At 39.1% G+C, this 12,513-nt stretch carries 8 protein-coding genes and 2 rRNA genes; 2 read left to right on the forward strand and 8 right to left on the reverse strand.

Annotated elements, in window-relative coordinates; genetic code table 11:
* The first annotated feature begins 52 nt into the window (after positions 1 to 52).
* Both istA and istB read left to right on the forward strand, forming a co-directional pair.
* A complete protein-coding gene (gene istA, locus LGQ02_RS11705; protein WP_226514555.1) occupies positions 53 to 1,603 on the forward strand; it encodes an IS21 family transposase in 1,551 nt (516 codons plus the stop codon).
* Positions 1,600 to 2,349 carry an IS21-like element helper ATPase IstB gene (gene istB / locus LGQ02_RS11710; RefSeq protein WP_226514556.1) on the forward strand — a complete coding sequence of 250 codons (750 nt, stop codon included), beginning with the start codon at positions 1,600 to 1,602 and terminating at the stop codon, positions 2,347 to 2,349. Before istA ends, istB begins: the two co-directional genes overlap by 4 nt.
* 793 nt (positions 2,350 to 3,142) lie before the next feature.
* On the opposite strand, the gene LGQ02_RS11715 is transcribed toward istB, so the two are convergent.
* From LGQ02_RS11715 to LGQ02_RS11750, 8 genes are all read right to left on the reverse strand, one after another.
* Positions 3,143 to 4,378, reverse strand: coding sequence for an MFS transporter (locus tag LGQ02_RS11715; protein WP_226514557.1), 1,236 nt, complete (start codon positions 4,376 to 4,378; stop codon positions 3,143 to 3,145).
* A gap of 438 nt (positions 4,379 to 4,816) precedes the next feature.
* Positions 4,817 to 5,269 (reverse strand): GNAT family N-acetyltransferase, encoded by a 453-nt coding sequence (locus LGQ02_RS11720; RefSeq protein WP_226514558.1) that lies wholly within the window; start codon positions 5,267 to 5,269, stop codon positions 4,817 to 4,819.
* Positions 5,270 to 5,572: 303 nt separating this feature from the next.
* Positions 5,573 to 6,025 carry a hypothetical protein gene (locus tag LGQ02_RS11725; RefSeq protein WP_226514559.1) on the reverse strand — a complete coding sequence of 151 codons (453 nt, stop codon included), beginning with the start codon at positions 6,023 to 6,025 and terminating at the stop codon, positions 5,573 to 5,575.
* Between the two features lie 307 nt (positions 6,026 to 6,332).
* Positions 6,333 to 6,833, reverse strand: a complete 501-nt coding sequence (locus tag LGQ02_RS11730; RefSeq protein ID WP_226514560.1) for a hypothetical protein — start codon at positions 6,831 to 6,833, stop codon at positions 6,333 to 6,335.
* A 368-nt stretch (positions 6,834 to 7,201) separates the two neighbouring features.
* Positions 7,202 to 7,870: a hypothetical protein gene (locus tag LGQ02_RS11735; RefSeq protein WP_226514561.1), complete on the reverse strand. Its 669-nt coding sequence runs from the start codon at positions 7,868 to 7,870 to the stop codon at positions 7,202 to 7,204.
* A 317-nt stretch (positions 7,871 to 8,187) separates the two neighbouring features.
* Positions 8,188 to 9,027, reverse strand: coding sequence for a DUF2268 domain-containing putative Zn-dependent protease (locus tag LGQ02_RS11740; protein WP_226514562.1), 840 nt, complete (start codon positions 9,025 to 9,027; stop codon positions 8,188 to 8,190).
* Between the two features lie 279 nt (positions 9,028 to 9,306).
* A 5S ribosomal RNA gene (gene rrf / locus LGQ02_RS11745) occupies positions 9,307 to 9,423 on the reverse strand.
* An 83-nt stretch (positions 9,424 to 9,506) separates the two neighbouring features.
* A 23S ribosomal RNA gene (locus tag LGQ02_RS11750) occupies positions 9,507 to 12,442 on the reverse strand.
* Positions 12,443 to 12,513: the final 71 nt, after the last annotated feature.

Genomic DNA, 12,513 nt, shown 5'->3' on the forward strand with positions numbered 1-12,513 from the left:
TTATTGAGCACACCTGCGGGTGTGCCATTATTTATGTAGGAGGTATTTTTGTATGATTCATTATCGAAAGATATTGGAATTGCACGATGAGGGGATCAGCCTTAGGGGCATTACCGCAAGTACAGGTAACTCTCGTCAAAAAGTAACAGAGGTAATTAACCTAGCCGAAAAAAAGGGTTTGGTTTGTCCGTTAGAGGAAGAAATGACGGATAAATGGATTGAGGAGTTTCTTTTTCCAGAGAAAACATTAGAAGCTTCAGGCCGGCAACCATTGAACTTTGATTATATTCATGAAGAGTTGGCCAAGCCTAATGTGACACTTTCACTTCTTCATCATGAGTATGAAGCTGAATGTCGAGCGAATCAAAAGATTCCTTATTCGTACCGGAGTTTCTTGCGTCACTATAGTAGGTACGCAGACAAGTATAAAGCTACATTGCGTATACGCAGAAAACCAGGCGAGATAATGGAAGTTGATTGGGCAGGGTCCACAGCCTTCATCATTGATAGAGATACTGGGGAGAAGGTTAAAACGTATGTTTTCGTTGCGACACTACCGTGTAGTCAATTCTCCTATGCGGAAGCAACCTTATCGATGGATTCACAGTCATGGATTACTGCTCACAATAATGCGTATAAGTATTTTGGAGGCTCTACGCAAATTGTAGTACCAGACAATCTTAAAACGAGTGTGACAAAACATACCACTCGTGAATTGATTTTAAATCCTACTTATAGGGAAATGGCTGACTACTACAATACGGTTGTAATGCCTGCACGGGTTCGTACCCCAAAAGATAAGGCAAGTGTTGAAGGGTCTGTTGGAGTTATCTCTACATGGATTATCGCAGCATTAAGAAATACACATTGTTTTAGTATTGATGAATTGAACGAGGAAGTTCGGAAGAAATTAGATGAATTTAATCAGCGTCCTTTTACTAGAAAAAAAGGATCTCGTTTATCAGCATTTGAAGAAGAGGAGAAATTTGCCCTTTCTCCCCTTCCAGTTGCACCATATAAAATGTCTGAATGGAAAAAAACAAAAGTACGTCCTGATTATCATCTTTCCATCGAGAGCATGTTTTATTCTGTACCCTACGAATATATTAATCGAGAAGTAGAGGTGAAGCTTTCAGATCACCTCGTTGAAGTCTTTTTCAATCATATGCGTGTGGCATCACATAAACGATTATACGGGAAGTTTGGACAATCTTCCACCATTCGTGATCACATGCCTGATAATCATAAGTTATACGTGGATCAAACGCCAGAGGCTGCAATGGAATGGGCTGAAACTATCGGAGCATCAACCTTGAGCGTCATACGCTATCTTTTAGATACTTCACAAAATGAAAAACAGGCATTACAGTCCATATTTTCATTGAAAAAGGCTGAGCGCCGTTACACTAAATATGAAATTGAACGTGCATGTAAAATGGTCATTTCTATGACTAAAAGACCAACGGTCAAAAGTATTCAAACGATTTTAAAGAACAATAAAAAAAATGATGCCGAGCAAGAATTGAAACGCCAAACAGATATCAGCAAAAATAATCATGGCTTCACGCGAGGAGCTTCTTACTACGGGGGAACGGGTAAATGATGAATGAACAAACACTAACTAAATTACACGAAATGAAATTAAGCGGAATGGCGGAAGCTTATAAGGAACAATCATCAAATAAAGAATTTCAAAAGATGAGTTTCGAAGAACGTTTTAGTTTACTCGTCGATTTAGAACATTCCCGTCGTAAGAGTAATAAGCTCCAACGCTTGATTAAGACAGCAACTTTTTTGAATTCAAATGCATGTATTGAAGATTTGGAATATCATGAAGATCGAAGACTAGATAAAGATTTGATATTAAAACTGGCCGGCTGCACCTATATCCAAAGCAGTCACAACATCATATTGAAAGGACCTACTGGTTCCGGTAAAACATTTTTGGCAACGGCTTTTGGAGTATCTGCTTGTCGCCAATTTTATAATGTTAAATACATTCGCTTACCGGAATTATTGGATGAACTGTCTCTCGCAAAATTAGCCGCAGACGGCAGCTACCGGAAATTGATCAAAAAATATAAGAAAGTAGATTTACTCATCCTTGATGAATGGTTACTGACAGACCTATCAACGGATGAAGCAGCAATCCTATTAGAAATTACAGAATCTCGTCATAAAGCTGCTTCGACGATTTTCTGTTCACAAATTGACCCTAGTGGATGGCATATAAAGTTAGGGAATGAAACAATTGCGGAAGCAATTCTTGATCGTATTATCCATGACTCCTATCAAATTCTGATAGACGGAGATGTTTCTATGCGTGAGCGTCATGGATTAGGTGGGTAAGTTGAAGATGGCGACTCTAACGAGAAAGGAACTGCGAAAGATAGAAGAATACTATTATTGGAGTGGATACAAAGCCTGGTATCCATTTCCTAAAGAACTAAAAGCAGAGCTTTTGAGTGTCTATAGTGAGGAGCCTTTTCCTCAAACTTGGACGGAGGAGGATATTTGGCAGGGTTCCAGAAAAGTGATCAAGAACTACTTCGATAACAAATCTAACTAATTGAACGTAAAAAAGTCCTACAAGATTATTAAAATGTTAATCTGTAGGGCTTTTTTATTCAATGGTAAACACGTTGGCGTTGTGTGGTAATATCCTTGTCATTCGGTGGTAAAAAACATGGCGAGAGTGGTACATTCTAGTGGCCGTAATCAATTATTAGTTAAATTACATCCAGTCAATAAAAGTCCTGTTAGTAAAATAAAAATAAGTACTCTCACCTTTTCAGCCTCCATTACCTCTAATCATGTCGATTTAACGTTAACACTAATTCCCTCTTATTTGGGGTTAAAATGTAAAAAGAGCGTCTCCACTTGTTGCAGAAAATTCCCCTTTAGTTTAACATCTTTCTCCAGATAACTGGCACAAAAAATGAGCTGCAACATTGCAACTCGAAATTTTACTAACGCTACCCGATAGTTTAAGTGTAATTTTTCAAAAAGTTTATGTCTTTTTTATGTTCCTTTTGGTATTTTACTCATGTTTAGTTATATTCTCTTGTAGGAATATCCAGGGATGATAGTAAAAGAGCGGGCACCAAAAGCTAGGCTTTTGGAACACCCTCTTAAAATTTTATTAGAAATCATTAAATTCAACAGGTTTTAGGTCTTCTAGTTTTTTACTTCCTTTTTTAAAAGATATTGATATTATAGTGGCAACTAAAAGTAAAAACATGCAAAAAGCAAGGGGGAATTCTGGAGCAATAGCCTCAGCTAATCCTCCTGAAAAAAGATTCCCACTTATTGCTACTACTCCGGATAACAAAATACCACCAGCACCAATACGAGCTAAGTAGTTATCAGGTGTTACTGCTTGTCTTGCCGTCCCGTTAACAATAAACGCCATTGAAAGAGCACCGTCAAAAAGAAACATTCCAAGCATGATTATTGGAAGATTACTTGCTAAAAGTATTAGAAGTAATCCAATACTGGAAACTATCATTAAGCCAGCATATAAGCATTTCCATTTATAGCAACTTAATTTGTTCATCAGTAAAACACCAATAATATTTCCAACCCCAGCTGCCGATAAAACCATTCCTATTTGCCATTCACTAAAGTGCAGAGTCTGACTTGTATAAATAATAATGGTAAGTGTCACAGCTGTTGTAGTAAAGTTTAAAATTCCATGATGAAGTGTAATAAATGATTGATAGTGATTACCAATTAAATACTTAAAACTCTTAATTGATGAAATATAAGTCTTCTTTGTTGATTGTTTCCTTGTACTTATTGTCTTGTCTTCTTTGAATGATAAAAATAAAATCCCCAAAAAAGAAATAAAATATGTGAATGCATCTACTGTTAAAACAGCTGCAACTCCAAAACTTGATAAGACAATTCCCGCTAACACGGGTCCAATAAAAGTGCTAAACGCATCGGCTCCTTCAAAATAACTGTGTGCATTTATTAACCGTTTTCTCCCAACCACACCAGGAACCATTGCTCCAAAGGCTACTCTAAAAAATAAACCTGTAGCACCTAAAACAAATAACCCTCCTGCTAGAATCCATATATTTAACTGATCTAACCAAACAAAGAATACTATTAATGCCATTGTTGTAAAACTAATGGCTTCTGCTGACAACGCAATTAGTTTTTTAGATTTCCCCTCCACCCAAGTACCAACTGGAAGAGACATTATAACAGGTGCAACTTGAGAACAGACAACCACTAATGCAGCTTGCCATGCTGAACCTGTTAATTGGAGAACAATTAATGGAATAGCTATCTCGCTAAAACGATTCCCAAATATAGTAGCAAGCTGCCCAAACCACATTATTACAAAATTTTTATTTTTAAATAAATTCATTAAAAACCCCATCCTGTTTTATATTTCAGTTTATAAGATAGGATTTTTACATTGGACTTCTCCCCTTTGTGTTACACTATAATCCTTTCAACGTCATAATGCCTTACATATAATTTTCAAATGATAAAAAGTTAATTTCATGTTAGCTAGTCATCTTTATTTGCTAATTTGGCATCTGGTCATGTTCTACTTCATTAAAATATTTTTGATTTTAAAAAGATAAAACAAAGGATATAAATAATAAAGATGCCTCTAATAAAAATGAGATACGAACACCCCATAAGTCAGTCAAAATACCAATTAGTAATACAGAACTACCATATGTAACTAAGTACAGTGCGTATTGTGCACTATAAACTTTTGGCAATTCTTTTTTGGTCACTTCATCCCGATAAATAACTCATTTTTCCCTAATAGGGCATTAGCGAAGATTACCGTCTATACTTTTAATAGTAAAATAACTTCACTTTCCTCTAACAACTCGCCTGTGTTTACGAATCCAAGTGACTCATAGAATCGAAGTGCCGAATAATTATCTGGCTCTGTTGAAAGGCCAATATAATGACAGTCCTCATTCCTTTTGAGCATATCTATGACTTGTTGCAATGCCTCTTTCCCGTATCCCTTTCTTTGATAAGAAACATCAATCATAAACCTAGGAATCCAATACTTTCTCTCATCAATCTCGTTTGGATCATTTTCCGTCATCACAAAACCTATAACTTCCTCATCCAAATGTATTGCATATGGTGTAAAATGGGGATCTACTTTAGACTCTGCAATGGAATAAACATTAGGAGCAATTCGATCAACTTGATCCTCCGTTAACTTTAGTTTTAGGCATTTATACATATTTTTCATCGTTAATTCCTGAATTGATATTTGAGCCATAAACATTCTCCTCTAGGTAACATTTACTACGTATATTCTATATATTTTTTATAAGTCCTGCTCCGAATAAATAAACACACTGGAATACCCTATCGGGTTTACTCCAGAGGTGAAAAATAGAAAAACTCAAGAAAATTCACAAGCTAAATCACACAACTTTCACAACCGAAATCACAGTATTAATCGCATTTTATAATGATACGAAGAACATATTCTTATCTTAGATTCATTATTTTCATATTTGCTTGTGTAACTAAAGCTCTCCATTAGTGTAAGTAGAAAAATTCACAAACTTCACTTTTGTCAACTTACACTGTTTGTATTTTTAAAATATTGTGTTGCACTAATTACTGCAATTAATCCTACAAATAGAGGTGTAAAGTATGCAAATGAATAAAGAACAAAAACGTTCAATTGTGTATCGCTACCAATATGATTTCCAATCAACAAACTTGACACAGAAATCGCCAAAACCAAAAACGGTAAAAGGTAGCGATTTATCTGTTTAATTTTTATAAACATAGAGGAAAATCCAATGACTAGAAATAAAACTGAACCAAGAAGAGTAGCGTTCCACATAATAATCCAAAATTGTTCTGAAACCCATCCAGCAATTAAACTAAACCAGATAGCCAAGGAACTCAGGGTAATTAATAAATTTACATAAGACAACTTTTTCTTTTTTTGATACAAAAAAAGCATAGGACCTATTAGTAAGCACAATATTGAAAGCCCGACCAAAGTGAACTCCTCCATTTCTTGCTATTCCTTCTTAACTCAATCTCCCCTTTAGTTTAAGTGAAGAGATTCACAATCCGACTAAGTTCTAACAAAATTTTAACATATATAACCATTTTCTTGTTTAGTTAAAATAGAATGTTTGCTGCGCTCAATCGTCTGGTACGAAACAAATCATTGGGGGTGTATGTCTTGAATCCATGCTTCTAGCTTAATGCTAACGATAAAATAACCTTTAGCTTAATTTCATATGACTTCCCACAACTTCAATTATCCTCTTTTGGAAACCTCCCCGTCTGCACTCCCATTAGTTGCCGAGGAAAATTCAGTTTAATGATCTAACTACTTTATGGAAGTCTTCCTCATCTATTCCTACAGCTCGTATATGATAAAAAGGATAATTATCAATCTGAGACCGTGGTACTGATGGAATGAACATAAAACTTAATCTATGTATCTTCTCTCTATCTTCATATTCTCCAACATAATTACCTATTTCTCTATACGAAAGCTTTGGAAATTTTTCATATGGGTCCTCACCTGTCTCAGTAAACTCTAAGAATCTTTCTGTATCAATCCCCCTGGCAAATTGCCTCTGACTAAATTCAATAAATGTTGTTTCTTCAGTATCCTGGTAATTTAGGAATAAACGATCGTCTTCCAAAGTAACTTCAACTAATTCTAACTTTGAAGGTATATAGCTCGGTAAAAGTACATCATAGTCTAACTCCTCAGTTGCTTGTTTAATTAAATCATCATTGTTTGAACACCCTATTATCAAAATTAAGAAAGTTAATGAACTTAGCATATATAATTTATTTATCATTACGTCCTCCCTATTTATTAAGCTCTTATCTACGTTGGTTCATCAACAATAGCGACAGCTTATTATGCCAACGAACTCTAACAGTTGAAGAATCTATTTATTTTTCATACTAACACTTTTACGCTCATTTCTAGATCTATTAATTTGTTTTCTAATAAAGTATATTTTTATTTATAGATTTATTTGTATACTGAAAAATGGTATAAATTAAATATATGGGTATTTCAATCACAGCAACAAGAGTGATAAAAATAATAAGCCACTTTATAAACATTTCAACTATAATTTCAAATGAGAACTCTCCTTTTGTTGCCCAGTTATTTCTCCTTTTTCAATTGGCCATCACGCATATAGCTTATAATTTCAATTCAAAAATCAAGCTTTAAAAGTTTTCTTACAAAATAATCAAAGTTTGGATATTTAGCATGTTCAACTGCTTTTTTGAGGTCTATGTGTAAAAGTAATTTATCCATCAGAAGGCGATAGTAAGCATAAGTAGAGGATTGTTCAGAAGAAATAATGTTCACAATATCCTCATTCGACAACTCTAACATAGTATCCTCAAATTGATTTGCAGCATAAAGAGCAAACCCTTCAAAAAACCATCGAGGACCCATTTGTTCTTCATTTCTATCGAGAATACGAATGTGAAGTTCATGAGCCATTTCATGTGCAAGCAATTTTTCATATGCATGATCTTCTTGCCCAACCTTATAATTCTCAGCATATATTTCCTCTGTTACAATCAGTAAAATACCATCCGCAATAACAGCTGAAAAACTCTGGGGAAGGTCAATATCGCTATCATATCTAAAAGCAATTTTAACATCCTTATCAAATTGTTCTTTTGTTTCATATACACGAACCTCCTTTATCAAAGGTTGCGAAATATGGTCGCTCCATTGATGATTAAAAGCGAAGTTAGATATTCTTTTTTGCGCATTAGTTATCATTTTTTCATACCAATTGCGTCTTTTTTCTTCTGTGATCGGGAGTGCAAGTGGTATGTCAAAAATACTGTTTTTTCGATTAACCATGAATAATACACCTCTTTCTTCAAATTGACGTACATAAAAAAGTAAACTCATTTATTAGCCATTTTTCGAAAAGTAAAGACAATGACTAAAATTATTAAAGCTCCGATCGAACCTAAAATCAGTTCAGAAAAACCTACATACCATTCTCCCTTCGGCAAGAAGAGCCTAATTTAGTTTGAAATAACCTTTAACTGACCTATTAGTTAAGATTGTATTATTAGTGCTCTATTTGTTCTACCACCTCCAGCACCAAACCATATCAAACTAGCGACGGATATTTTCTAGACACCACTAAAGCAAAAACATATAATAGGTCGTTAGTTTAATAACTTGGGATATGCTTCTCGTAAATAATTTGGTATATCACCTTCTTGAATTCTCGCTATTTGCCTAAATGTTTTTCCTTTCTCCAACAAGAAATTGACAAGTTGCCAGCCCACAAAGTATACCTCTCTATCATTGTTTGTTGTGCCAGTTCCAAAAGTAAATTTATTTATAACTTCAGGTGAGGAATCATTTAGATAAGGAAAAATTCCTTTTATAATTTTTTCTTTCATTAATTTACAAGAGTCTAACCAACCCTTTTTATGTTCAATATAATGTCCAACTGGCTCTCCAGGAACAATATGTTTACTCACTTGAGTAGCTAACCCTTCTTGTAATATTGTTGAAGCAATGGTTCTTTCCCATTCTCCTGTAAATCTAGCAATCTTTGAATGAACAATATGTGTTAACTCGTGAGCCAGGATAATATTTGATTCTCCACATTCAATTGGAAGGCACAATGCTAATCTTTCTTTGTCATATTGAGCTACAAAAGCATTATTTTCAAATCCTCCTACAAAATAAATAACAACAATGTTTATTTGTTCCTTACATCCTAATAAAGTTTTAACCTCTGTTAAATAGTTTTCGATTTCATTAGGGTTTGGTTTCCACTCATTTATGTAAGTAATCTTTTGACCATATTTTTCCCAAGCATCATCTAATAAATTTCTTGCATGTATCTCTCCTTCTTTACCAGGAGGTACTGCTGCAAAGTTATAGAGTTCTTTCCATAACTCCCACCTTGTTTCATTATCTGAACATTCTAGTTGGGCTCTTTTATAAAAATTTAAAAACATAGGTACTAGATTTTTTAACTCAATGTTATCCAAATTGTTTTCCACCCCTTTTAGTTAGTTTTTGTACATTTTTTTGTCCCGTTACTTTAAGTGACTTTCACAAAACTGCTAATGTATAACCAAATTTTAACATATACAAATGTTTTATTTACTCATTTATTTAATTGAAACCAAGTAAATTTTTTATAGTTCATTTAACCGCTAGGAATTTCTACAGATCTTCTATTGGCTACTTGCATATTTCCTAATTTGTTCACCACATTCCATTTTTTTTGCACAAAAAGACACCCTCATCTGAAGGTGCCTTTACTTGCCCAGCAACGTCCTACTCTCACAGGGGGAGAGCCCCCAACTACCATCGGCGCTGGAGAGCTTAACTTCCGTGTTCGGCATGGGAACGGGTGTGACCTCTCCGCTATCGTCACTGGACTTATGAAATTGAGAAGTATTGTACTCTCAAAACTAGATAACATTTGACTGATGATCTTCGGTCTGAAGGTTAATGTAATACTTTGGTTAAGCCCTCGATCGATTAGTATCTCTCAGCTCCACGTGTTGCCACGCTTCCACATGAGACCTATCAACCTCATCATCTCTGAGGGATCTTACTCACTTGACGTGATGGGAAATCTCATCTTGAGGGGGGCTTCATGCTTAGATGCTTTCAGCACTTATCCCGTCCACACGTAGCTACCCAGCTATGCTCTTGGCAGAACAACTGGTACACCAGCGGTGTGTCCATCCCGGTCCTCTCGTACTAAGGACAGCTCCTCTCAAATTTCCTACGCCCGCGACGGATAGGGACCGAACTGTCTCACGACGTTCTGAACCCAGCTCGCGTACCGCTTTAATGGGCGAACAGCCCAACCCTTGGGACCTACTTCAGCCCCAGGATGCGATGAGCCGACATCGAGGTGCCAAACCTCCCCGTCGATGTGGACTCTTGGGAGAGATTAGCCTGTTATCCCCAGGGTAGCTTTTATCCGTTGAGCGACGGCCCTTCCATACGGTGCCGCCGGATCACTAAGCCCGACTTTCGTCCCTGCTCGACCTGTATGTCTCGCAGTCAAGCTCCCTTATGCCTTTGCACTCTGCGAATGATTTCCAACCATTCTGAGGGAACCTTTGGGCGCCTCCGTTACTTTTTAGGAGGCGACCGCCCCAGTCAAACTGCCCACCTGACACTGTCCCTGAACCGGATCACGGTCCGAGGTTAGAATTCCAGTACAGCCAGGGTAGTATCCCACCGACGCCTCCACCGAAGCTAGCGCTCCGGCTTCCAAGGCTCCTACCTATCCTGTACAAGCTGTACCAAAATCCAATATCAAGCTACAGTAAAGCTCCATGGGGTCTTTCCGTCCTGTCGCGGGTAACCTGCATCTTCACAGGTAATATAATTTCACCGGGTCTCTCGTTGAGACAGTGCCCAAATCGTTGCACCTTTCGTGCGGGTCGGAACTTACCCGACAAGGAATTTCGCTACCTTAGGACCGTTATAGTTACGGCCGCCGTTTACTGGGGCTTCAATTCAGAGCTTCTCCCTAATGGGATAACCCCTCCTCTTAACCTTCCAGCACCGGGCAGGTGTCAGCCCCTATACTTCGCCTTGCGGCTTGGCAGAGACCTGTGTTTTTGATAAACAGTCGTTTGGGCCTATTCACTGCGGCTCTCTCGGGCGTAAACCCTAATAGAGCACCCCTTCTCCCGAAGTTACGGGGTCATTTTGCCGAGTTCCTTAACGAGAGTTCTCCCGCGCGTCTTAGAATTCTCTTCCCGCCTACCTGTGTCGGTTTGCGGTACGGGCACCAGTCACCTCGCTAGAGGCTTTTCTAGGCAGTGTAGGATCAGGAACTTCGCTACTAAAATTTCGCTCGCCATCACAGCTCAGCCTTACGGTAAGCGGATTTACCTACTTACCAGCCTAACTGCTTGGACACGGACATCCAATGCCGTGCTTACCCTACCTTCCTGCGTCCCCCCATTGCTCAAATGGTGACGTGGTGGTACAGGAATTTCAACCTGTTTTCCATCGCCTACGCCTTTCGGCCTCGGCTTAGGTCCCGACTAACCCTGAGCGGACGAGCCTTCCTCAGGAAACCTTAGGCTTTCGACGGAGGGGATTCTCACCCCTCTTTTCGCTACTCATACCGGCATTCTCACTTCCAAGCGCTCCACCCATCCTCTCGGTTGAGCTTCAACGCCCTTGGAACGCTCCCCTACCACTGTCCGTAAGGACAATCCATAGCTTCGGTGATACGTTTAGCCCCGGTACATTTTCGGCGCAGAGTCACTCGACCAGTGAGCTATTACGCACTCTTTCAATGGTGGCTGCTTCTAAGCCAACATCCTGGTTGTCTAAGCAACTCCACATCCTTTTCCACTTAACGTATACTTGGGGACCTTAGCTGATGGTCTGGGCTGTTTCCCTCTTGACTACGGATCTTAGCACTCGCAGTCTGACTCCCGAGGATAAGTATTTGGCATTCGGAGTTTGACTGAATTCGGTAATCCTGTGGGGACCCCTAGTCCAATCAGTGCTCTACCTCCAATACTCTTCCCTCGAGGCTAGCCCTAAAGCTATTTCGGGGAGAACCAGCTATTTCCGAGTTCGATTGGCATTTCACCCCTACCCACACCTCATCCCCTCACTTTTCAACGTGAGTGGGTTCGGGCCTCCATCCAGTGTTACCTGGACTTCACCCTGGACATGGGTAGATCACACGGTTTCGGGTCTACAACCACGTACTCATTCGCCCTATTCAGACTCGCTTTCGCTGCGGCTCCGTCTCTTCAACTTAACCTTGCACGTAATCGTAACTCGCCGGTTCATTCTACAAAAGGCACGCCGTCACCCATTAACGGGCTCCGACTACTTGTAGGCACACGGTTTCAAGATCTCTTTCACTCCCCTCCCGGGGTGCTTTTCACCTTTCCCTCACGGTACTGGTTCACTATCGGTCACTAGGGAGTATTTAGCCTTGGGAGATGGTCCTCCCAGATTCCGACGGGGTTTCACGTGTCCCGCCGTACTCAGGATCCACTCCGGAGGAAACGAAGTTTCGACTACAGGGCTTTTACCTTGTCCCGCGGACCTTTCCAGGTCGCTTCATCTACTCCGTTTCTTTGTAACTCCGTATGGAGTGTCCTACAACCCCAAGAGGCAAGCCTCTTGGTTTGGGCTAGTTCCGTTTCGCTCGCCGCTACTCAGGAAATCGCATTTGCTTTCTCTTCCTCTGGGTACTAAGATGTTTCAGTTCCCCAGGTCTGCCTTCTCATACCCTATGTATTCAGGTATGGATACCACCTCATTACAGGTGGTGGGTTCCCCCATTCGGAAATCTCCGGATCAAAGCTTACTTACAGCTCCCCGGAGCATATCGGTGTTCGTCCCGTCCTTCTTCGGCTCCTAGTGCCAAGGCATTCGCCGTGCGCCCTTTCTAGCTTAACCACTTTGCGGCAGATAACCATCGGATTTCTGCGTCAGCTGCTATCTTCGAGATCCTCACGTACATGTTGTAC

Source organism: Bacillus shivajii (assembly GCF_020519665.1).
GTDB classification, from domain to species: domain Bacteria; phylum Bacillota; class Bacilli; order Bacillales; family Salisediminibacteriaceae; genus Bacillus_CA; species Bacillus_CA shivajii.

What these genes read in the sequence shown, in the direction of transcription:
- istA (WP_226514555.1), top strand. Translation starts at nt 53, where the DNA reads ATGATTCATTATCGAAAGATATTGGAATTGCACGATGAGGGGATCAGC.
- istB (WP_226514556.1), top strand. Translation starts at nt 1,600, where the DNA reads ATGATGAATGAACAAACACTAACTAAATTACACGAAATGAAATTAAGC.
- LGQ02_RS11715 (WP_226514557.1), bottom strand. Translation starts at nt 4,378, where the DNA reads ATGAATTTATTTAAAAATAAAAATTTTGTAATAATGTGGTTTGGGCAG.
- LGQ02_RS11720 (WP_226514558.1), bottom strand. Translation starts at nt 5,269, where the DNA reads ATGGCTCAAATATCAATTCAGGAATTAACGATGAAAAATATGTATAAA.
- LGQ02_RS11725 (WP_226514559.1), bottom strand. Translation starts at nt 6,025, where the DNA reads ATGGAGGAGTTCACTTTGGTCGGGCTTTCAATATTGTGCTTACTAATA.
- LGQ02_RS11730 (WP_226514560.1), bottom strand. Translation starts at nt 6,833, where the DNA reads ATGATAAATAAATTATATATGCTAAGTTCATTAACTTTCTTAATTTTG.
- LGQ02_RS11735 (WP_226514561.1), bottom strand. Translation starts at nt 7,870, where the DNA reads ATGGTTAATCGAAAAAACAGTATTTTTGACATACCACTTGCACTCCCG.